This is a genomic window from Massilia sp. LjRoot122 (genome assembly GCF_964252725.1).
In the GTDB taxonomy this organism is placed as follows: Bacteria; Pseudomonadota; Gammaproteobacteria; order Burkholderiales; family Burkholderiaceae_D; genus Telluria.
Genome location: NZ_CAXUPB020000001.1, coordinates 1,673,766 through 1,694,339, shown reverse-complemented (window position 1 = coordinate 1,694,339; position 20,574 = coordinate 1,673,766). Strand labels below are relative to the sequence as shown.

Below are 20,574 nucleotides of genomic sequence, written 5' to 3'. Positions count from 1 at the left end.
GGAGCTGCATCGCGCGCCGCGGACGCTTCTTCACGAGAGAAGCCGCAGCAAAGCAAAACGGGCAGGAAAGGCTTGCGCCTTCCCTGCCCGTTCGCTCGCCCTTTTCAGGGTCAGCGGATTACTTCTCGAACTTCTTCATCCACGCCGACAGCTGGTGCGGACGCAGGCCGTCGTAGTCCTCGAACGGCTGGTGGATCCACGGGTTGTGCGGCAGGTCTTCCAGGTGGTAGTCCGGCTTGAAGGCCGAGGTGCCCTTGACCCAGATGACGGCCGAACGCACTTCGGTGACTTCCGGATAGTTCGACTGCAGGTGCTCGCGCACCTTCTGCAGGGTCACGCCGGAGTCGGCCAGGTCATCGACCAGCAGGATGCGGCCGGCCAGGGGGCCCTTGGTCATCGTCATGTACTTGGCGATGTCCAGGTTGCCCTGCTTGGTGCCGGCTTCTTCGCGGTAGGAGCTGGTCGACAGGATCGCCAGCGGCACGTCGAAGATGCGCGAGATCACGTCGCCCGGACGCACGCCGCCGCGCGCCAGGCACAGCACCATGTCGAACTTCCAGTTCGATTCATACACTTGCAGCGCGAGGCGCTCGACCAGGCGGTTGTACTCGTCCCAGGAAACCCAGAGGTCCTTGTCGGTCGATGCAGGGGTGTTCATTTCAGGTAATTCCTATTTTTATATGATGTCTTATGCGGCGAACGGGTGACGCAGCACGATGGTTTCTTCGCGGTCCGGACCGGTCGACACCATGTCGATCGGCACGCCAACCAGCTCTTCGATGCGCTTGATGTAGGCGCGGGCGTTGGCCGGCAGCTCTTCCATCGACTTGGCGCCGACGGTCGATTCGGTCCAGCCAGGCATCTCTTCGTAGACCGGCTGGCACAGCGCGGCTTCTTCGGCGCCGACCGGGAAGATGTCGACCTCGCGGCCGTCGATCTTGTAGCCGGTGCACAGCTTGAGCGACTCGATACCGTCCAGCACGTCCAGCTTGGTCAGGCACATGCCCGACACGCCGTTGATCTGCACCGAGCGGCGCAGCAGCGCGGCGTCGAACCAGCCGCAGCGGCGCGCACGGCCGGTCACGGTGCCGAACTCGTGGCCCACGCGCGACAGGTGCTCGCCGACGCCCTGGTCGGTCGGCAGTTCGGCCGGGAACGGGCCCGAACCGACGCGGGTGGTGTAGGCCTTGGTGATGCCCATGATGTAGTGCAGCATGCCCGGGCCGACGCCGGCGCCGGCGGCGGCGTTACCCGCCACGCAGTTCGACGAGGTGACGAACGGGTAGGTGCCGTGGTCGACGTCGAGCAGCGAGCCTTGCGCGCCTTCGAACAGCAGGCTGCCGCCGGCCTTGTGCGCGGCGTACAGGGCCGACGACACGTCGCCGACCATCGGACGCAGGCGCGGTACCAGGGCCATCGCGTCGTCGTAGGTCTGCTGGAAGTCGATCGCTTCGCCGCCCAGGTAGTTCACCAGCACGAAGTTGTGGTACTCGAGGTTCTCTTTGAGCTTCTCGGCGAAACGCTCCGGGTTGAGCATGTCGGCGATGCGGATCGCGCGGCGCGCCACCTTGTCTTCGTAGGCCGGGCCGATGCCCTTGCCGGTGGTGCCGATCTTGTTCTCGCCGCGCTTGGCTTCGCGTGCCTTGTCGATGGCGACGTGGTAAGGCAGGATGACCGGGCAGGCTTCCGAGATCTTCAGGCGCGACACGACTTCGACGCCGGCCGCGGCCAGCTTGTCGATCTCGCGCAGGACGTCCGGCACCGAGACCACGACGCCGTTGCCGATGTAGCAGGCCACGCCTTCGCGCATGATGCCCGACGGGATCAGCTGCAGCGCGGTCTTCTGGCCCTTGATCACGAGCGTGTGGCCCGCGTTATGACCGCCCTGGAAACGGACGACGCCGGCCGCATGGTCGGTCAGCCAGTCGACGATCTTACCCTTGCCTTCATCGCCCCACTGGGTGCCGATGACAACGACGTTCTTTGCCACGTTAGTATTTGACATCACTTAACCTAAGTTTTTGAGAATCCAATTTCCGTTTTCGAGGACGAGCACGCGGTCGCACTCGAACTCGTCCTGAACATTGTCGTGACCCGGCATGCTCTGGATCACGACTTCGCCTGCCTTGCGCAGGTCAGCGATTTTTTCCTTCAGCTCGGGGGCATTGCCCCAGGGCGCGCGGATGGAGTGCTTGCGCTCGGCGGTCGGCAGCAGCCGCGCCAGTTCGCGCAGGTCGAGCGAGAAGCCGGTCGCCGGACGCGCGCGTCCGAAGGCCTCGCCCACATGGTCGTAGCGGCCGCCGCGCGCCACCGCGTTCGGCAGGCCCGGCACGTAGAGCGCGAACATGGCGCCGCTTTCGTACTGGTAGCCGCGCAGGTCGGCCAGGTCGATCGCGACTTCGGCACGGCCAATGGCGCCCGCCGCCAGCGCGGCCAGTTCGGCCAGCGCGCGCGTGACGCCCGGCAGTGCCGGCAACATGTCCTTGGCACGGCCCAGCACCTCGACGTCGCCGTACAGCTGGGTCAGCGCCAGCAGGGCCTTGCGGGTCTCGGGCAGGTAATTGTGCGTGAACTCGTCCAGGCCCGGCGCATCTTTCGCGCGCAGCAGGCAGGTCAGCTGGGCTTCATCGCGCTGCGCGGCCGGGTCCGCGGCCAGCAGGGCGCGCAGGATGCCGACGTGGCACAGGTCGAGGCGGACGTCGGTGAAGCCGGCCAGCGCCACCGAACCGAGGGCCAGCTCCTGGATCTCGGCATCGGCTTCGAGGCCGGCGTGGCCGTAGATCTCGGCGCCGATCTGGATCGGCTCGCGGGTGGCGTGCAGGCCCGAGGGACGGGTATGCAGCACGCTGCCGGCGTAGCACAGGCGGGTGACGGTGTCGCGGTTGAGCAGGTGGGCGTCGATGCGCGCCACCTGGGTGGTCATGTCGGCGCGCAGGCCGAGCAGGCGCCCGGAGATCTGGTCGACCACCTTGAAGGTGCGCAGCTCGGTGTCCTGCCCTGCCCCTGCCAGCAGCGACTCGACGTACTCGAGCAGCGGCGGCATCACCAGTTCGTAACCGTACAGGCGGAAGGTGTCGAGCATCTTGCGGCGCAGATCTTCGATCTTGCGGGCCTCGGACGGCAAGACATCGGCGATATTCTCAGGCAAAAGCCAGTTCGGCATGGGCAGACAGCTAACGGGTTGTTTTTAAGAGCGACAGAAGCGCACAGGCGTGCTGGCGCACGGTGCGAGCGCCGAATCGGTGATTTTACCCGAAAATGGGGAGGCGTAGGCGGGGGATGTTGATCTGACAGCTTCGGCGGCTTGTCAAGGTGCCATGTTGCAACGCTTGTCTATACTGATGAGGCTGGCGGTGTGCAAACAAAATTGGATCCCGGCCTGCGCCGGGATGACGGTTTTTAGGTTAGGTGTGACAGGTAGCGATAACGCATCCCGACCATCAAATTAAAACAACGTCATCCCGGCGAAGGCCGGGATCCAAGTTCGCAGCGCCAAGTTGGCGCCAGCACGAATTACTTGCTGCCCGGCTGCTTGAAGTACTTGAAGAACTCCGAATTCGGATCCACCACCATCACGTCCCCACGGTTCTTGAAGGTCGCGCGGTAGGCTTCCAGCGAACGGTAGAAGCGGGCGAATTCCGGGTTCTTGCCGAAGGCGTCCGCATAGATCGCGGTCGCTTTCGCATCGCCGTCACCCTTGATCTTCTCGGCCTCGCGGAAGGCTTCGGCGATGATCACGGTGCGCTGGCGGTCGGCGTCGGCGCGGATCTGTTCGGATTCGGCGGCGCCGGTCGAACGCAGTTCGTTGGCCACGCGCACGCGCTCGGCCTTCATGCGTTCGTACACCGAGTTGTTGATCTGCTCGATGTAGTCGACGCGCTTCAGGCGCACGTCCACCACGCCGACGCCGATCTCCTTCGCTTCGGCCACGACCTTTTCCTTCACCGCTTCCATCACGCGGCCACGCTCGCCCGAGATCACTTCGCGCACGGTGCGCTTGGTGATTTCGTCGTTCAGGGCCGCCTTGATGATCTGCGACAGGCGGTCGCGCGCACGGCTTTCGTCGCCGCTGAAGCTGACATAGTACAGGCGCGGGTCGGTGATGCGCCACTTCATGAAGGCATCCACCAGGATGTTCTTCTTCTCGGCCGTGATGAAACGGTCGGCGTCGGGCGTGTCGAGGGTCAGGATGCGCTTGTCCAGGTAGATCACGTTCTGGAAGGGCGGCGGCAGCTTGAAGTGCAGGCCCGGTTCGGTGATCACGTCACGCACCTGGCCCAGGGCGAACACGATGGCGAAGCGGCGCTGGTCGACCACGAAGACGGTGGAGGACAGCAGCATCAGGGCAATGAAGCCCGCCACAAATAAAGTTACGAGGCGGTTCATTAACGGCTCTCCCGATCACGTGAGGAATCGCGGCTCCGGCTGTCGCGCTGACGCACCGAATCCATGGCTTGCATGACGTCCGCCGGCGCCGACGACTGCGGTACCGGAATCTGCTGCGGACCCGAACGGCTGCCGACGGCTTCGTTGCCGGCGCCCTGCCCGATCAGCTTGTCCAGTGGCAGGTAGATCATCGGGTTGCCGGTGCGCGAATCGACCATCACCTTGCTGGTGCTGGAGAAGATCTGCTGCATCGTGTCGATGTACATGCGGTCGCGGGTCACGGCCGGGGCCTTCGCATACGCCGCCACCACCTGGTCGAAGCGCGAGGCGTTACCGGTCGCGTTCTCCACCACCATCGAGCGGTAGGCTTCGGCATCCTGCTGGAGGCGGAAGGCCTGGCCGCGCGCCTGCGGGATCACCTGGTTGGCATAGGCTTCGCCTTCGTTCCGGGCGCGGGCACGGTCCTGGCCGGCCTTGACGGCGTCGTCGAAGGCTTCCTGCACCTGCTCCGGCGGCTGCACGCCCTGCATGGTCACATTGGTGACCAGGGCGCCCAGCGCATAGCGGTCGAGGATCTTCTGCATCATCTGGTGCACGTCGACGGCCACCTTCTCGCGGCCCTCGTACAGGACGAAGTCCATCTTGTTGCGGCCGACCACTTCGCGGATCGCGGTCTCGGCGACCTGGCGCACGGTCTCGTCGTTCTCGCGGTTGTTGAACAGCCACTGGACCGGGTCCTTCAGCGTGTACTGGACCGCGAACTGGATGTCGATGATGTTTTCGTCATCGGTCAGCATCAGGGCTTCGGCCGCCTGCTTGTTGCGCACGTTCGCGCGATAGCCGATCTCGGCGGTGCGGATCTGCGAGACGTTGACGGTCTCGTGGGCCTGGATCGGATACGGCCAGCGCCAGTTGAAACCGGCGCCGGTCTTGTGGCTGAGCTTGCCGAAGGTGGTGACGACGCCGACCTGGCCTTCCTGCACGATGAAGGCGCCGCTCGCCAGCCAGATCAGGCCGACGATGACCGCCACCACGCCGGCGGTGACGCTGGCGCCGCGCATGTCGCCGCGGCCGGACGGGCCGTTGCCGCCATCGCCGCTGCCATTGTTGCGGCCGCCGAAAATGCGGTTGAGGCGGGCGTTGAAGTCGCGCCAGAGTTGATCGAGGTCGGGCGGGCCTTCACCCGGCCGGCGGCCCTCCTGGGCCTTGTGGTCACCCTGGGGTTTGTGGCCCCAGCGCGGATCGTTCAGCGACAGTTTGATGCCGCAACGCTTTAGTAAAGAAACGAGCATAGGCTAGTGTGGCCCGAGATGGGTAGAGGTTGTTATATTGTTCTCTGCAGGATTGGCCAGGGAGCCGCCCACCGCCGGTTCTTCCCCATCCCGCCCACTGTCCGCACGCGCCGCCTTGGCCGACTCGACGATGGCTTCGCGCAGCAGGTCCAGACCTGCCCCGCTGTGGGCGCTGATGAAAACGCGGCTGATCTTATCATATTCATCACGCTCGACCCCGGGCTCCAGCCCGGCCGCATCGATCTTGTTCCAGACCAGGATCTGGGGGACGTGATCGGCGCCGATCTCGCGCAGCACCTCGTTGACCTGCTCGATCTGCTCCATGCGCACCGGCGAATTGCCGTCGACCACGTGCAGCAGCAGGTCGGCGTGGATGGTTTCTTCGAGCGTGGCGCGGAAGGCCGCCACCAGCTGGTGCGGCAGTTCGCGCACGAAGCCGACGGTATCGGAAATCACCACGCTGCCCACCTCGTCGCCGAGGTAGAGGCGGCGGCTGGTGGTGTCGAGGGTTGCGAACAGCTGGTTCGCCACATACACCCCGGCCTTGGTGAGCGTGTTGAACAGGGTCGACTTGCCGGCATTGGTATAACCGACGAGCGACACCGAGAAAGTCTGGTTGCGTCCGCGCTGGCGGCGCTGGGTTTCATGCTGCTTGCGCAGCTTGGTCAGCTTGACGCGCAATTGCTTGACGCGCTCGCCGATCAGGCGGCGGTCGGTCTCGAGCTGGGTTTCACCGGGACCGCGCAGGCCGATACCACCCTTCTGGCGCTCCAGGTGGGTCCAGCCGCGGATCAGGCGCGTGGCCAGGTGCTGCAACTGGGCCAGCTCCACCTGCAGCTTGCCCTCGTGGCTCTGGGCGCGCTGGGCGAAGATGTCGAGGATCAGGCTGGTACGGTCGACCACGCGCACCTCGAGGCGGCGCTCCAGGTTGCGCTGCTGCGCCGGAGACAGGGCGTGGTTGAAGATGACGATGTCGATCCGCTCGGCCTTGCAGGCCACGGCGATCTCGTCGGCCTTGCCGCTGCCGACGAAATGGGCGGGATCGGGACTGCTGCGCTTGGCCGTGATCGTGGTGATCGGTTCGGCGCCGGCGGAGCGCGCAAGCAGGGACAGCTCTTCGAGGCTGGCGGTAAAGTCGCCAGCGCCGAAGTCGATGCCGACCAGCGCTGCGCGCATGGAGGTGTTGCCGGGGGCGTCAGCCATCGGCCTTACTCGGCTTCGGAGTCGAGGTTAAGGTTGACGGCGCGAGCCGGGACGACGGTGGAAATGGCATGCTTGTAGACCATCTGGGTCACGGTATTACGAAGCAGGACGACGTACTGGTCGAAAGATTCGATATGGCCTTGCAGCTTGATGCCGTTGACCAGGTAGATGGAGACGGGGACGTGCTCCTTGCGCAATGCGTTCAGGAATGGGTCTTGTAACAGTTGCCCTTTGTTGCTCATAACAGCTCCGTAATGTTGTTGTAGTTTAAAAGTTGTGGCGATTTGCCGATTTTCAAGTGTCTGGGCCACATTCCGCTATGGCGAATGAAAGCCCTGAGCTACTGTAACCTGTTTTGCCACTTTTTGTCGTACTGCTACGGCTAATTCTGCTCCCTGGCAAATGGATTCTTCCCGGACTTGAACTCGATGCGTACCGGGGTACCCACGAGGTTGAAGGTGTCGCGGAAATGCTTCTCCAGATAGCGCTTGTACGGGTCGCTGACGGCTTCCAGCGCATTGCCGTGGATCACGATGATCGGCGGGTTCTGGCCGCCCTGGTGGGCGTAGCGCATCTTCGGACGGGTGCTGCCCTTGCGCTTCGGTTCCTGCTTCTCGATTGCTTCCTGCAGCGCGCGGGTCAGGCGCGGAGTCGACAGGTTGGCGGTAGCCGCGGCGTAGGCGGCGTCCACCGACTTCATCAGCTGGGCAATACCGGTACCTTTCAGCGCCGAGATGAAGTGGGTCTTGGCGAAGGAGAGGAAATCGAGCTTGCGGTCGAGGTCGATCTTGACCTCATCGCGGTCGTCCGACTGCAGGCCGTCCCACTTGTTGACAGCCACCACCAGCGCCCTGCCCGACTCCAGGATGAAGCCGGCGATGTGGGCATCCTGCTCGGAAATGTCTTGCTGGGCATCCAGCAGCAGGACGATCACGTTGGCATCCGAGATCGACTGCATGGTCTTCACGACCGAGAATTTCTCGATGGCCTCGAAGATCTTGCCGCGACGGCGGATACCGGCGGTGTCGATCAGGGTATATTTCTTGCCCTCACGCTCGAACGGCACTTCGATCGAGTCGCGGGTGGTGCCCGGCATGTCGAAGGCGATCACGCGCTGCTCGCCGACCAGGGTATTGATCAGGGTCGACTTGCCCACGTTCGGGCGGCCGACGATGGCGATCTTGATGCCGTGATCGGGGTGTTCCGGCTCGTCTTCCTCGTCGGGACGGTTCTCGAACGCGAAGTCGAGGGCCTCGTTCACCAGGTCGTGCACGCCGTCGCCGTGGGCCGCCGAGATCACATACGGGTCGCCCATGCCGAGTTCATAGAAATCGGCGGTGACCGAGGTGTACTTCATGCCCTCTGACTTGTTGACCACAAGCATGACCTTGCGGCCCGTCTTGCGCAGGTAATCGGTGATGGTCTTGTCGTGCGGGGTCAGGCCCTGGCGGCCGTCGACGATGAACACGACGACGTCGGCTTCCGCCACCGCCTGGCGCGTCTGCAGCGCCATTTCGTGCATGATGCCCTCTTTGGCGACCGGTTCGAAACCGCCGGTGTCGATGACCAGGAAGGGCCGTTCGCCGATCCGGCCTTCGCCATAATGGCGGTCGCGGGTCAGGCCAGGAAGGTCGGCCACCAGCGCGTCCCGCGAGCGGGTCAGGCGGTTGAAGAGGGTCGACTTCCCGACGTTCGGGCGACCAATGAGTGCAATTACCGGCTTCATTGTTTTATTCTATTCGACCGCGATAGCGGTCACAGTTCCATTTTGTGTTTGAAAGATCAGGTGCGAGCCAGCCACCTGTGGGGTGCCGATGATGGCACTGCCGTCCGTAGCGGCACGGGCGAGGAACGAACCGTCCTCGCGCGACAGGAAATGCACGTAGCCCTGGTAGTCGCCCACCGCCACCGTGCGGCCGTAGGAGACCGGGGTCGACAGGCGGCGGAAGGCCAGCTTGTCGTTTTTCCAGGCGTTCGAGCCGGTGTCGCGGTTGAACGCGAACAGCGCGCCCTTGTCGTCCGGTGCGAACACGAAGCGCTGGTCGACGGCGACGCCGACTTCCGACGACAGGTCGCGGGTCCACTTCACCGAACCGGCGGCCGCATCGAAGCAGGCGACCCGGCCCTGGTAGGAGACGGCGCAGACGTCGCCCTCGAACAGTACCGGCGCGCCGCCGATGTCGGTCACGCGCTCGAGTTCGGTGGCGCCGCGCGCGACGCCGACTTCCTGGTCCCAGCGCGGCGCGCCGGTGGCCAGGATGAAGGAGGACAGGCGGCCCGCAGGCTGGGCGATGATGACGTCGTTGCCGTTGATCAGCATGCCCGGCGCGCTGCGCAGGGTCAGTGCCGGCGTCACGCGCTGCACGGTCCACTTGCGTTCGCCGGTCTTGGCGTCCAGGCCGACGATGCGGTTGTCGAGGCTGCGCGCGACGACGATGCCCTGGCCGACCACCGGCGAGGACAGGAGTTCGCTCGACAGCTGCGAGCTCCACAGCTTCTTGCCGTCCATGTCGAAGGCCAGCACGGTGCCCTTGGCGCCGCCGACCACGATCAGATTGCCGTCAGTAGCGACGCCGGCCGACAGTTCGGTGCCGGCCTTGGTGCGCCACAGCTGCTTGCCGGTGGCGGCTTCGACGCGCGCGATGTCGCCCTCGCCGCCGGCCAGCACCACGGTATTGCCGGCCAGCGCAGGCGAGAAGGTATGCGGACCAGCCTTGCCGATGTCGAGCTTCCATGCGGTACGCACGGCCATGGTGGCCTTCAGCTCCACCAGGGGCGCCGGCAGGTCGGTCTTGTCTTTCGAGGCGAAAGGATTGAGCGAGCTGAGTTTATTGACCATGCTGGATGGGCTCATGCTCGAGCAGCCCGTCACCAGGGCCAGTACACCAACACCAACAAGTTTGCTGCTAATACGCATATTCTTTAACCTTGTTTCGGACTGTAAAGGGCGCAAAGCCCGCGCGCACTTTTCACAAGCGCGCGCGGGCCTGTCAATCATGAGTTACGCTGCAGCTGCAGGCGCTTTCGCATCTTTCTTATCCGCCGGCACGCTGCCGCCGATGGCTTCGAGTTTCAGCTGGACCAGCTGGCGGCCCGGGTTATCCTTGTGCATGGCCGCGAACGCGGCCACATAGGCCTGGCGTGCTTCGGCAATCTTGTTCTGCGCCACCAGCACGTCGCCCTTGCGGTCCGACACTTCGGCCGAGAACTGCTCGGGGAACTTGTCGTTCAGCAGCTTGAGCGCGGCGTCGAAGGACTTCTCGTCCAGCAGCACGCCGGCCAGACGCAGCTTCGCGATGGCCTTGTATTCGTCGTTGCCATTGTCCACCACCCATTGCAGCTGGGCCTTGGCGGCCTTCAGGTCATTCGCCTCGAAGGCGGTCTTGGCGGCGCCCAGGGCGGCCATTTGCGCGTAGGTCGTGCCTTCGTACTTCTTCTGGATGTCGCCGGCGATGCGCTGGGCCTTGGCATTGTCGCTCGCGGCGAGCGATGCCTGCAGCTCGTCGTACAGCGCCGAGGCCTCGACGGCCTGGCTGCGCTTGTGCGAATTCCAGAAGTTGTAGGCGGCGTAGGAGCCGAGCGCGATGATCAGCACCGCATAGATGATGTTGCCGTAGCGGGCCCAGAAGGCCTTGAAGTTCGCTATCTGTTCCTGTTCTTCGAGGTCGTATGCCATTGTCTGCTCTGTTGCTCGTTATTGAAATGGGTGGATCGGTACTGTCAGCGCTTACGGACGGTGGTGATGTCCGTGCTCATTGCAATTTTCGTCGTCGCAGTCGTGCTCGCCGCCGCCGACGATCTGGTCGACCACGTAGTCGACCACTTCCTCGAAGCTCACCTTGGCCTGCTGCTGCTCGCCCGCTTCGCCACGCATGGCTTTCACGACGGCCTGGCCGGAGGCGATCTCGTCCTCGCCGATGATCACGGCGAACGAGGCACCGCTGCCGTCGGCCTTCTTCATCTGGCTCTTGAAGCTGCCCGCCCCTGCCGGCGTTGCGCAATGTAACACAACATCCAGGCCGGCATCGCGGAGGCGCTCGCCCAGGATGAAGGCCTGCAGCTGGGCCTCCTCGCCCTGGTGCACCATGTACACGTCGCACTGGCTCGGGGTCTGGGTTTCGCCCAGGCCCTTCATCAGCTCGATGATGCGCTCGATGCCCATCGCGAAGCCGACCGCAGGCGTCGGCTTGCCACCGAACTGCTCGATCAGCGGATCGTAGCGGCCGCCGGCGCAGATGGTGCCCTGCGAACCCAGTTCGTCGGTGACCCACTCGAACACGGTGCGGTTGTAGTAGTCCAGGCCGCGCACCAGGCGCGGGTTGATGGTGTACTGGACCGCATTGCGGTCGAGGATGTTCTTCAGGCCGTTCAGGTGGGCCAGCGACTCTTCGCCCAGGTAGTCGAGCAGCTTGGGCGCGCCGTTGACCATCTCCTGCATGGCCGGGTTCTTGGTGTCCAGGATGCGCAGCGGATTGCTGTGCAGGCGGCGCTTGGCCTCGGCGTCGAGGATGTCCTCGTGCTTCTCGAGATAGGCGATCAGGTCGGCGCGGTGGCGCAGGCGCTCGTCGGCATTGCCGATCGAGTTCAGCTCGAGGCGCACGTTCTGCAGGCCGAGATCGTCCCACAGGCGGCGGCACAGCATGATCAGCTCGGCGTCGATGTCCGGGCCCGAGAAGCCGACGGCTTCGGCGCCGAACTGGAAGAACTGGCGGTAGCGGCCGCGCTGCGGACGCTCGTGGCGGAACATCGGGCCCTTGTACCAGAGGCGTTTCGGGCCGTCGTACACGAGGTTGTGCTCGATGACGGCGCGCACGGCGCCGGCCGTGCCTTCCGGACGCAGGGTCAGCTGGTCGCCGTTCATCGAGTCTTCGAAGGAGTACATCTCCTTCTCGACGATGTCGGTGACGGCGCCGATGGCGCGCGCGAACAGGCTGGTGTCCTCGACGATCGGGGTGACGATCTTCTGGTAGCCGTAGCTTTTCAGGATGGTTTCGGCGGTGTTCTCGAACAGCTCCCACATCGGTGCGTCTTGCGGGAGGATGTCGTTCATGCCTTTGACGGCGACGATTTTTTCTGGTTTGGACATATTGTTACCCTTAAGACCGTCGTACCGGCGAAGGCCGGTACCCAATTTCTGCATGCATCTCGACTGCGCTTGCAAACTTGGGTCCCGGCCTTCGCCGGGACGACGGTGGTGTATTTTATTGTGCCACTGCTTCGCGGCTGTAATTCTTTTTGACGTAATCCAGCACGATGGTCTTGAACTCATCCACGATGCGCTCGCCGCGCAGGGTGGCGAACTTCTGGCCGTCGACGAACACCGGCGCCGCCGGCGATTCGCCCGTACCCGGCAGGCTGATCCCGATGTTGGCATGCTTCGATTCGCCCGGACCGTTCACGATGCAGCCCATCACGGCGACATTCATCGCTTCCACGCCCGGATAGGTCTTCTTCCACTCCGGCATCTGCTCGCGCAGGAAGGTCTGGATATTGTCCGCAAGTTCCTGGAACACGGTCGAGGTGGTGCGGCCGCAGCCCGGGCAGGCGATCACCATCGGGGTGAACTTGCGCAGGCCCATGGTCTGCAGGATCTCCTGGCCGACCACGACTTCACGCGTACGGTCGCCGCCCGGTTCCGGGGTCAGCGAGATGCGGATGGTGTCGCCGATGCCTTCCTGCAGCAGCACCGACAGCGCCGCGGTCGAGGCGACGATGCCCTTGCTGCCCATGCCGGCTTCGGTCAGGCCCAGGTGCAGCGGGTAGTCGCAGCGGCGCGCCAGTTCGCGGTAGACCGCGATCAGGTCCTGCACGCCCGACACCTTGCACGACAGGATGATCTTGTCGCGCGCCAGGCCGACTTCCTCGGCCCGTACGGCGTTCTCGATCGCCGAGGTGATCAGAGCTTCGTACATCACGGCCTGGGCGCTCCATGGGTTCGCACGCGAGGCGTTCTCGTCCATGATGCGGGCCAGCAGCGACTGGTCGAGCGAGCCCCAGTTGACGCCGATGCGCACCGGCTTGTCGTACTTCGCGGCGATCTCGATCATCTGGGCGAACTGGGTGTCGCGCTTGGCGCCCTGCCCCACGTTGCCCGGGTTGATGCGGTACTTCGACAGCGCCTGCGCGCATTCCGGATAGTCGCGCAGCAGCAGGTGGCCGTTGTAGTGGAAGTCGCCGACCAGCGGGGTGTCGATCTCCATGCGGTCGAGCTGCTCGCGGATCGCCGGCACCGCGGCGGCGGCGGCCGGCGTGTCCACGGTGATGCGGACGATCTCGGAACCGGCGCGCGCCAGTTCCTTGACCTGGATCGCAGTGCCGATCACGTCGGCCGTGTCGGTATTCGTCATCGACTGCACCACGACCGGCGCGTCGCCGCCGACCCAGACCTTGCGCTCGCCATGCGAGACCAGGACTTTGCGGCTGGCGCGGCGCGCCAGCGGGCCCGACGGGATCGGTTCGCCAATGCAGGGTTCGTTCACCATCATGTTCCGTTCCATTGCTTACTTCAAAGACACTTGTGCGAATTTCTTGCCCGGCGCCTGCTCCAGGCTGACGGCCGAACCACGCAGGGTGGCCGTCACGCCGCCCGGATTACCGACGGTCAGGGTGACCGGTCCGGCGACGTCGACGGTTTCGGTCGAGCCGGCCTTGACCTCGCGCCAGATCAGAGGCTTGCCGCCGCCGGCCGGACGGACGCCGATCCAGGCGTCTTCACGCACGTTCAGCACCAGCGCATTGGCGCCAGCGGCTGCGGGCGCGGCTGCCGGCGCTGCCGGTACGGCGGTGACGGGCGCTGCCAGCGTCGCCGCCGGTGTAGCCGGTGCAGCAGGCGTCGTGGTCGCCGGTGCGCTGCCCGGCGCGGCGGCTGGCGGGGTCGTTGCCGGCGCAGCCGAACCTTCGCTTGCCGGCGCCGGCACCGAAATCAGCGGCACCGACGGGTTCAGCAGCGGATCCTGGGCGGCCGGTGCGGCGCCATTCGGCGCGGCCGGCGCAAGCACCGGCGTTTCGAGCACCGTGCCGGTATCGGCTTCCTGCGGGCGGCTGCCCGGAATCAGGCCGAAGTGCCAGAGTGCGGCGCCGGCGGCGACCAGGACCAGGGCGCCGGCGATCAGGCCGACCGGCAGCTTGCTGCGCTTGCCGCCGATCGGGAAGCGGCTCTGCGAGAACGAGGTCGGACGCTGTTCGCGGCGCGGAACCGAGGCAGTCGCGCCGGCCAGGGCTTCCGCCGGCATGTTCATCTCGATCTTGGCCACCAGCGGGGCGGGGTCGATCTTCAGCAGCTTGGCGTAGATGCGCACGAAGCCGCGCGTCACGGCCGGGCTCGGGAGCGAGGCATAGTCGCCCGCTTCCAGCGCCACCACCTGGCGCGGCGCCAGCTTCAGCTGGTCGGCCACCTGCTCCACGCTCCAGCCCATCGCCTCGCGCTGGGACTGCAGGGTCTTGCCGGGAAGGCCCGCATCGTTGCCCGGCGTCGCCGGCTGGTCTGCTTGCTCGTTCATTGTGCTGGTCTCACTCTAGATTCACTCATCAAATGCGCCGCGCTCGAACGCCGCGTACTCCGGCGAGCCGGGGAAGCGCCGCCGCAGCTGGGCTGCCAGGCTGGCCTCCTGGCTCCGGTCACCCAGCTTGCGCTGCACGCGCAGCGCCAGCCAGAGCGCGTCGGCCGAGAGCTTGTCGAGTTTCGACGTCTCGATCAGGCGATTGATGAAAAAACCGGCGCGCTGGTAGTCGCGCCGCTCGTAATAGGTCCGCGCCAGGCCCGCATTGCTGGCCTGCAGGTCGGGGTTGTAGCGCACGGCTTCGAGCAGGTAGCGCTCGGCGGCCAGGAAATTCTTGCTGCGGATGCTGCACAGGCCCGCATTCACCAGCGCGCTCACCGGGGTCTGGTAGGCCCGGTTACGCAGCGCCGTATCGAAATAAGGCATGGCCTGGGCCGGCTTGTTCAGCGACTGGCACAGGAAGGAGCCGTAGTTGTTCGACAGGTCCGGGTTGCCCGGGTTCAGGCGCAGCGCGGTCTGGTAATTCTCGTCGGCCAGCGGCAGCTGGCCCATCGCGGTGTAGATCAGGGCGCGCAGGCCATAGGCCTCGGCATTGCCCGGCTCGGCGGCGATCGCCTGCTTGACTTCGTCCAGCGCGATCTCGAGCTTGCCCTGCTGGTAGTAGCCGACCGCCAGCTGCATGCGGATCGAGGCGCGTTTTTCCGCCGCCGTCTGGTCCGACGCAGTCTTCAGTTCGCCGCCGCCATTGCTGGCGCAGCCGGCCAGCAAGGCCAGGGCGAACAGGAGCGCGGCGCCGCCGGCTTGGCTAGCCATCAGGAAGGGATCTCCACGATGCGCCCGAAGTCGGCGCCGAACTTCTTCTGGTACTCGGCCATCTTTTCCATGCGCTGGGCGACCTTGGTGCGGTCCTGCACCTCGCCGGCCAGCTGGCCGCAGGCGGCGTCGATGTCGTCGCCGCGCGTCTTGCGCACGGTGGTGACGATGCCGGCATCCATCAGCACCTGGGCGAAGGCCTTGATGCGCGGGTTCTTCGAGCGCGTCAGGCCCGATTCCGGGAAGGGGTTGAAGGGGATCAGGTTGAACTTGCAGTTCACGCCGACCACCGGGTCGTTCACCAGCGCGATCAGTTCGCGCGCGTGCTCGTCGGAATCGTTGAAGCCGTCGAGCATGCAGTATTCGAAGGTGATGAAGTCGCGCGGGGCGAATTCGAGGTAGCGCTTGCACGCGGCCAGCAGCTCGCGCAGCGGATATTTTTTATTCAGCGGCACCAGGATGTCGCGCAGGGCGTCGTTCGATGCGTGCAGCGACACGGCCAGGGCCACCGGCACGTCCTGCGACAGCTTGTCGATGTTCGGGACCACGCCCGAAGTCGACAGGGTCACGCGGCGGCGCGACAGGCCGTAGGCGTTATCGTCGAGCATCAGTTTGAGCGCGGTCGCGGTCGGCTCGTAGTTGAGCAGCGGCTCGCCCATGCCCATCATGACTACGTTGGTGATCTGGCGCTCGCCCTTCGGGCCCGGCTCGATGCCCTTGGTGCGGCGCAGCTCGAACTCGGCCATCCACAACTGGCCGATGATCTCGGCCACGGTGAGGTTGCGGTTGAAGCCCTGCTTGCCGGTCGAGCAGAAGCGGCAGTTGACGGCGCAGCCGGCCTGGGTGGAGATGCACAGCGTGCCGCGGTTTTCTTCCGGAATGAACACGGTTTCCACGGCATTGCCATTGCCGACGTCGACCAGCCACTTGCGGGTGCCGTCGGACGAGGTATGGTCGCTGATGATGCCCGGCGCACGGATCTCGGCGCGGGTTTTCAGTTTTTCGCGCAGCGATTTCGCCAGGTCGCTCATGCTGTCGAAGTCGGCCGCACCGAACTGGTGGATCCAGCGTTGCAGTTGCTTGGCGCGGAACGGCTTCTCACCCAGCTCGGCGCAGTAGGCGACGAGTTGCGCGGGATCGAAGTCCAGCAGGTTGGTGAGAGTCGTCATGATAAATCCTGTATCTTTCCAAATAACCCCGCTCGCGCCGGCCTTGGGCCGTGGGCGAGCGGTTCTTCATGCAATAAAACCGATTACTTCAGTTCTGGGAAGAAGTAAGCGATTTCAACTTTTGCAGCTTCGACAGCGTCCGAACCGTGCACGGCGTTGGCATCGATCGAATCGGCGAAATCGGCGCGGATGGTGCCTTTCTCTGCCTTCTTCGGATCGGTCGCGCCCATCAGGTCACGGTGCGCCAGGACGGCGTTCTCGCCTTCCAGGGCCTGGATCATGACCGGACCCGACACCATGAAGTTCACCAGGTCGTTGAAGAAGCCGCGCTCCTTGTGAGCAGCGTAGAAGCCTTCAGCCTGTTCGCGGGTCAGCTGGGTCATGCGGGCAGCAACGATCTTCAGGCCGGCGTTTTCGAAACGGGTGTAGATCTGGCCGATCACGTTTTTCGCGACTGCGTCAGGCTTGATGATGCTCAGGGTGCGTTCGATTGCCATGTAAAAACTCCAATAAAAAGAAAGGTTTAAATCGAGAACTTGACTAAAATTCGGGAACTCAATCAACCTTTAATTTTACCATACATCCCTCATATAGCCGATATTGCGGCACTGGCAAGCAAAGTGGTAGAGTTGCAGAGCAAAATCGTCCTGATTTCAGCCCTGCTTAAGGTTTGACTAAGCTTGAACTTGTATGTTTTCAGTGACGCTCATCCACTAACCGGAGGCACAAAATGTTCCCTGATTCGCAACCACGCAGCACGATCGACCTGACCAAAGCCGGTCGGGGCCAGGTTGTGCGCAACAACGTCCTGCGCAACACCTACTGGCTGCTTGCGCTGTCGATGATTCCGACCGTGCTGGGCGCCTTCATCGGCGTGTCGATGGAATTGCCGATGCTCAGCGGCGGCATGGGCTTCATCATCTTCATGGCCATCGCGTTCGGCTTCATGTTCGCGATCGAAAAGACCAAGCACTCGGCGGTCGGCGTGGCCGTACTGCTCGGCTTCACCTTCTTCATGGGCCTGATGCTGACCCCGCTGCTGCGCCACACCCTGGGCTACAGCAACGGCGGCACCCTGATCATGACCGCTTTCGGCGGCACCGCCTGCGTGTTCGCGGTGATGGCCAGCATCGCCACCACCACCAAGCGCGACTTCTCGGGCATGGGCAGCTGGCTGATGGCCGGCGTCATCGTGATCCTGCTGGCCGCGGTGGCCAACATCTTCCTGCAGATGTCGGCGCTGTCGATCGTGATCTCGATGCTGGCAATCGGCATTTTCTCGGCCTTCATCCTGTATGACGTGCAGCGCATCATCAACGGCGGCGAGACCAACTACATCTCGGCGACGCTGGCGATCTACCTGGACGTGTACAACATCTTCACCAGCCTGCTGCACCTGCTGGGCATTGCGGGCGGCGACCGCGACTAAGCGGTTCAAGCTGGAATGAGAAAGCCGACCCTGGAGGTCGGCTTTTTTTCGTCCCTACTCCTGAGCTAACGGGACGCTAAGGAATTGGGTCCCGGCCTTCGCCGGGACGACGGCTCATCGCGCAGTGGCGAGCGCAAACAGTACCACTGCCCTAAAGACCGTCGTTCCGGCGAAGGCCGGAACCCAATTTTGCGTGTTACACCACCTCAGCCGGCACCTCGAACGCCGCCGCCGAAGCCACCGGCTTCTCCCCCAGCTCAAACACCGCAATCGACTCCACGTGCGAGGTATGCGGGAACATATTGCACACCCCCGCCTTCTGGAGCACATAACCCGCCTTGTGCACCAGGATGCCCGCATCGCGTGCCAGCGTCGACGGGCTGCAGGACACGTACACGATCCGCTGCGGCATCAGCTCCTCGTGGGTCTCGCGCAGGTCGGCCAGCGCCAGCGACAGCGCCATCGCGCCGTCGCGCGGCGGGTCGACCAGCATGCGGTCGAATTTGCCGAGCGCGACCAGGTCTTCCTTCGTCACTTCGAACAGGTTGCGGGTCGAGAACGAGGTCTTCGCCGCCAGCCCGTTGGCCTGCGCATTTTCCAGTGCGCGGGTGGTCAGCGCGGTGCTGCCCTCGATACCCACCACTTCGCGCGCCTGGGTCGCCAGCGGCAGGGTGAAGTTGCCCAGGCCGCAGAACAGGTCGGCCACGCGCTCGCCCGGCTGCACCTCGAGCAGGCGCAGCGCCTTCGCCACCAGCACCCGGTTGATCTGGTGGTTCACCTGGGTGAAGTCGGTCGGCTTGAAGGGCATGCGAATGCCGAACTCCGGCAGCGTGTAGTACAGCTCCTTGCCCAGCGGGTAGTAGGGATAGGCGGTGTCCGGGCCCTTCGGCTGCAGCCACCACTGGATGTTCCATTTGTCGGCGAAGGCCTTGGCCAGTTCCTCATCGGCTTTGCTCAAGGGTGCCATGATGCGCAGCACCAGCACCGTGACCTCTTCGCCGATCGCGACTTCGATCTGCGGCAGCTGGTTGTAGATCGACAGCTGGCCGATGAATTCGCGCAGCGGCACGATCAGCTGGGCGACATTGTCGGGCAGGATCTCGCAGTAGGTGATGTCGGCCACGTAGGACGAGGCCCGCTCGTGGAAGCCGACCAGCACCCCGCCCTTCTTGGCCACATGACGCACCGACAGGCGCGCGCGGTAGCGATAGTCCCAGGTCGGGCCGTACAGTGGGCGCATGATGTTCTCGGACTTGACCTTGCCGATGTGCCAGAGGTTGTCCTCGAGGACACGCTGCTTCATCGCCACCTGGGCCGAGGGCTCCAGGTGCTGCATCGAGCAGCCGCCGCAATAGCCGAAGTGCTTGCACTTCGGCTCGACGCGCATCGAGGAGGCGCGCTGCAGCGTGACCATGCGGCCCGACTCCCAGTTCTTCTTCTTGCGCAGGGTTTCAAAGCTGACGCGCTCGCCCGGCAGCGCGCCTTCGACGAAGATCACCTTGCCCTGGCTGCCGTCTTCGTTCTCGAGGTGGCCGACGCCGCGCGCGTCCGCATCCAGGGATTTGATGTCGATGAAAATTTCTTGCATGGTGGCGGAAATAAGAGTGGGCACAGGACTGGCTGTGCGGGGAGTTCGCAAATAAAAAATGGGCGTGCGCGCCCGGCGGGCATGATATCAAGGAAATGGGGTGGGCGCTACAAGGCGCCTGCCGCTCAGCCTACAGCAGCGAATCGCGCACCACGCCGCGCGCCGCCATCGCCCGCTTGAGCTTGACCAGCGCCTCCTGCTGGATCTGGCGCACCCGCTCCCGCGTCACGCCCATCTCTTCGGCCAGGGTCTCCAGCGTGGCCGGATCATCGTTGTCCAGCCCGAAACGCCGCGTCACCACCAGGCGCTGCTTGTCCGGCAGCCGCGCCAGCCAGTCGCGCACCAGGACCGTCATCTCGTGCTGCTCGGCGCGCATGTCGGGGCTGGCTTCGCCGTCGTCGGGCAGCATGTCCATCAGGGTGGAAGTGGGGTCGTTGTCGAGCGGGGCGTCGAGCGAGGCGGCATGTTCGGACAGGGCCAGGATGTCCTGCACCTCTTCCACCGGGCGCCCCACCAGGCTGGCGATGTCCTCGCTCGAGGCTTCCTTGCCGTCGTGTTTCTGGGCTTCGAGGTGGTACTTGGCGCGCAGGACCTGGTTCAGCTCGCGCACCATGTGCACCGGCAAACGCACGGTGCGCGCCTGGTTCATGATGGCCCGTTCGATGCTCTGGCGGATCCACCAGGTGGCGTAGGTGGAAAAGCGGAAACCGCGCTCGGGCTCGAACTTGTCGATCGCGCGCATCAGGCCGATGTTGCCTTCTTCGATCAGGTCGAGCAGCACCACGCCGCGGTTGATGTAGTGCTTGGCGATCGAGACGACCAGGCGCAGGTTATGCTCGATCATCTTCTGGCGCGCCGCGAAGTCGCCCGCCTTGGCCAGCGTGGCGACCTGGACTTCCTCGCCCGCGCTCAGGAGCGGGCGGGTGCCGATCTGGTTGAGGTAGTGCTGGGTGGTATCGGTGGCGAGCTCGGCCTGCAAGACCTTGCGCAGCTCGTCCACCGTCTCGACCAGGGTGTCCGGGCTGCCCGGCAGGGCCTCCGCCGTGTCGACCGCGTCAGCCGCAAGCGCCCCTTCGTGCTCCGGTTCGTCCGGAAACTCGTCTGCGTCCTGCTGATCCAGCGAGTGCGGCGGCTGCGTCATACCATTCCTATGCGTGTGTGAAAATTCGTCCATGGCTGCGTTGCCTCGTCTCGC

19 protein-coding genes are annotated in these 20,574 nt (G+C 64.5%); 1 reads left to right on the top strand and 18 read right to left on the bottom strand.

The window, feature by feature from the left end:
- Positions 1 to 118: 118 nt before the first annotated feature.
- The 16 genes from ACSQ25_RS07435 to ndk form a co-directional block, all read right to left on the bottom strand.
- Entirely contained in the window at positions 119 to 658 is a 540-nt protein-coding gene (locus ACSQ25_RS07435; RefSeq protein WP_436105070.1) for a phosphoribosyltransferase, read from the bottom strand.
- 30 nt (positions 659 to 688) lie between these two features.
- Positions 689 to 2,005, bottom strand: a complete 1,317-nt coding sequence (locus ACSQ25_RS07430) for an adenylosuccinate synthase (RefSeq protein WP_436105069.1) — start codon at positions 2,003 to 2,005, stop codon at positions 689 to 691.
- A 3-nt stretch (positions 2,006 to 2,008) separates the two neighbouring features.
- Positions 2,009 to 3,163 carry an ATP phosphoribosyltransferase regulatory subunit gene (locus ACSQ25_RS07425; protein ID WP_436105068.1) on the bottom strand — a complete coding sequence of 385 codons (1,155 nt, stop codon included), beginning with the start codon at positions 3,161 to 3,163 and terminating at the stop codon, positions 2,009 to 2,011.
- Between the two features lie 350 nt (positions 3,164 to 3,513).
- Positions 3,514 to 4,386, bottom strand: coding sequence for a protease modulator HflC (gene hflC, locus ACSQ25_RS07420; RefSeq protein ID WP_436105067.1), 873 nt, complete (start codon positions 4,384 to 4,386; stop codon positions 3,514 to 3,516).
- Entirely contained in the window at positions 4,386 to 5,678 is a 1,293-nt protein-coding gene (gene hflK / locus ACSQ25_RS07415) for an FtsH protease activity modulator HflK (RefSeq protein WP_436105066.1), read from the bottom strand. The genes hflC and hflK overlap by 1 nt, the downstream gene beginning before the upstream one ends.
- A gap of 3 nt (positions 5,679 to 5,681) precedes the next feature.
- Entirely contained in the window at positions 5,682 to 6,854 is a 1,173-nt protein-coding gene (gene hflX, locus ACSQ25_RS07410; RefSeq protein WP_436108036.1) for a GTPase HflX, read from the bottom strand.
- 32 nt (positions 6,855 to 6,886) lie between these two features.
- A complete protein-coding gene (hfq, locus tag ACSQ25_RS07405) occupies positions 6,887 to 7,123 on the bottom strand; it encodes an RNA chaperone Hfq (protein ID WP_026354376.1) in 237 nt (78 codons plus the stop codon).
- 140 nt (positions 7,124 to 7,263) lie between these two features.
- On the bottom strand, positions 7,264 to 8,607 hold the full coding sequence (gene der / locus ACSQ25_RS07400; RefSeq protein ID WP_436105065.1) for a ribosome biogenesis GTPase Der: 1,344 nt from the start codon (positions 8,605 to 8,607) through the stop codon (positions 7,264 to 7,266).
- A 9-nt stretch (positions 8,608 to 8,616) separates the two neighbouring features.
- Complete coding sequence (gene bamB / locus ACSQ25_RS07395; RefSeq protein ID WP_436105064.1) at positions 8,617 to 9,798, bottom strand: outer membrane protein assembly factor BamB; 1,182 nt, start codon at positions 9,796 to 9,798, stop codon at positions 8,617 to 8,619.
- Between the two features lie 84 nt (positions 9,799 to 9,882).
- Positions 9,883 to 10,557, bottom strand: a complete 675-nt coding sequence (locus ACSQ25_RS07390; RefSeq protein ID WP_436105063.1) for a YfgM family protein — start codon at positions 10,555 to 10,557, stop codon at positions 9,883 to 9,885.
- 51 nt (positions 10,558 to 10,608) lie between these two features.
- A complete protein-coding gene (gene hisS / locus ACSQ25_RS07385) occupies positions 10,609 to 11,967 on the bottom strand; it encodes a histidine--tRNA ligase (protein ID WP_436105062.1) in 1,359 nt (452 codons plus the stop codon).
- 115 nt (positions 11,968 to 12,082) lie between these two features.
- Entirely contained in the window at positions 12,083 to 13,378 is a 1,296-nt protein-coding gene (gene ispG, locus ACSQ25_RS07380; RefSeq protein ID WP_436105061.1) for a flavodoxin-dependent (E)-4-hydroxy-3-methylbut-2-enyl-diphosphate synthase, read from the bottom strand.
- 3 nt (positions 13,379 to 13,381) lie between these two features.
- Positions 13,382 to 14,380, bottom strand: coding sequence for a helix-turn-helix domain-containing protein (locus tag ACSQ25_RS07375; protein WP_436105060.1), 999 nt, complete (start codon positions 14,378 to 14,380; stop codon positions 13,382 to 13,384).
- Between the two features lie 21 nt (positions 14,381 to 14,401).
- Entirely contained in the window at positions 14,402 to 15,193 is a 792-nt protein-coding gene (gene pilW, locus ACSQ25_RS07370; RefSeq protein ID WP_436105059.1) for a type IV pilus biogenesis/stability protein PilW, read from the bottom strand.
- Positions 15,193 to 16,362: a 23S rRNA (adenine(2503)-C(2))-methyltransferase RlmN gene (gene rlmN, locus ACSQ25_RS07365; protein WP_436105058.1), complete on the bottom strand. Its 1,170-nt coding sequence runs from the start codon at positions 16,360 to 16,362 to the stop codon at positions 15,193 to 15,195. Before rlmN ends, pilW begins: the two co-directional genes overlap by 1 nt.
- A gap of 83 nt (positions 16,363 to 16,445) precedes the next feature.
- The gene (ndk, locus tag ACSQ25_RS07360; protein ID WP_436105057.1) at positions 16,446 to 16,859 is read right to left on the bottom strand and encodes a nucleoside-diphosphate kinase; all 414 of its coding nucleotides are present in this window, start codon (positions 16,857 to 16,859) and stop codon (positions 16,446 to 16,448) included.
- Between the two features lie 233 nt (positions 16,860 to 17,092).
- Here ndk and ACSQ25_RS07355 point away from each other — a divergent pair, with 233 nt between their 5' ends.
- The gene (locus ACSQ25_RS07355; RefSeq protein WP_436105056.1) at positions 17,093 to 17,791 is read left to right on the top strand and encodes a Bax inhibitor-1/YccA family protein; all 699 of its coding nucleotides are present in this window, start codon (positions 17,093 to 17,095) and stop codon (positions 17,789 to 17,791) included.
- Between the two features lie 196 nt (positions 17,792 to 17,987).
- Here ACSQ25_RS07355 and rlmD read toward each other — a convergent pair whose 3' ends face one another.
- Together rlmD and rpoS are read right to left on the bottom strand one after the other, a co-directional pair.
- Entirely contained in the window at positions 17,988 to 19,379 is a 1,392-nt protein-coding gene (rlmD, locus tag ACSQ25_RS07350) for a 23S rRNA (uracil(1939)-C(5))-methyltransferase RlmD (protein WP_436105055.1), read from the bottom strand.
- Between the two features lie 130 nt (positions 19,380 to 19,509).
- Positions 19,510 to 20,553 carry an RNA polymerase sigma factor RpoS gene (rpoS, locus tag ACSQ25_RS07345; protein WP_436105054.1) on the bottom strand — a complete coding sequence of 348 codons (1,044 nt, stop codon included), beginning with the start codon at positions 20,551 to 20,553 and terminating at the stop codon, positions 19,510 to 19,512.
- Positions 20,554 to 20,574 lie beyond the last annotated feature (21 nt).

Bases quoted from the DNA above. Each gene is read 5' to 3' on its own strand.
- ACSQ25_RS07435 (WP_436105070.1), bottom strand. From the start codon at position 658: ATGAACACCCCTGCATCGACCGACAAGGACCTCTGGGTTTCCTGGGAC.
- ACSQ25_RS07430 (WP_436105069.1), bottom strand. From the start codon at position 2,005: ATGTCAAATACTAACGTGGCAAAGAACGTCGTTGTCATCGGCACCCAG.
- ACSQ25_RS07425 (WP_436105068.1), bottom strand. From the start codon at position 3,163: ATGCCGAACTGGCTTTTGCCTGAGAATATCGCCGATGTCTTGCCGTCC.
- hflC (WP_436105067.1), bottom strand. From the start codon at position 4,386: ATGAACCGCCTCGTAACTTTATTTGTGGCGGGCTTCATTGCCCTGATG.
- hflK (WP_436105066.1), bottom strand. From the start codon at position 5,678: ATGCTCGTTTCTTTACTAAAGCGTTGCGGCATCAAACTGTCGCTGAAC.
- hflX (WP_436108036.1), bottom strand. From the start codon at position 6,854: ATGCGCGCAGCGCTGGTCGGCATCGACTTCGGCGCTGGCGACTTTACC.
- hfq (WP_026354376.1), bottom strand. From the start codon at position 7,123: ATGAGCAACAAAGGGCAACTGTTACAAGACCCATTCCTGAACGCATTG.
- der (WP_436105065.1), bottom strand. From the start codon at position 8,607: ATGAAGCCGGTAATTGCACTCATTGGTCGCCCGAACGTCGGGAAGTCG.
- bamB (WP_436105064.1), bottom strand. From the start codon at position 9,798: ATGCGTATTAGCAGCAAACTTGTTGGTGTTGGTGTACTGGCCCTGGTG.
- ACSQ25_RS07390 (WP_436105063.1), bottom strand. From the start codon at position 10,557: ATGGCATACGACCTCGAAGAACAGGAACAGATAGCGAACTTCAAGGCC.
- hisS (WP_436105062.1), bottom strand. From the start codon at position 11,967: ATGTCCAAACCAGAAAAAATCGTCGCCGTCAAAGGCATGAACGACATC.
- ispG (WP_436105061.1), bottom strand. From the start codon at position 13,378: ATGGAACGGAACATGATGGTGAACGAACCCTGCATTGGCGAACCGATC.
- ACSQ25_RS07375 (WP_436105060.1), bottom strand. From the start codon at position 14,380: ATGAACGAGCAAGCAGACCAGCCGGCGACGCCGGGCAACGATGCGGGC.
- pilW (WP_436105059.1), bottom strand. From the start codon at position 15,193: ATGGCTAGCCAAGCCGGCGGCGCCGCGCTCCTGTTCGCCCTGGCCTTG.
- rlmN (WP_436105058.1), bottom strand. From the start codon at position 16,362: ATGACGACTCTCACCAACCTGCTGGACTTCGATCCCGCGCAACTCGTC.
- ndk (WP_436105057.1), bottom strand. From the start codon at position 16,859: ATGGCAATCGAACGCACCCTGAGCATCATCAAGCCTGACGCAGTCGCG.
- ACSQ25_RS07355 (WP_436105056.1), top strand. From the start codon at position 17,093: ATGTTCCCTGATTCGCAACCACGCAGCACGATCGACCTGACCAAAGCC.
- rlmD (WP_436105055.1), bottom strand. From the start codon at position 19,379: ATGCAAGAAATTTTCATCGACATCAAATCCCTGGATGCGGACGCGCGC.
- rpoS (WP_436105054.1), bottom strand. From the start codon at position 20,553: ATGGACGAATTTTCACACACGCATAGGAATGGTATGACGCAGCCGCCG.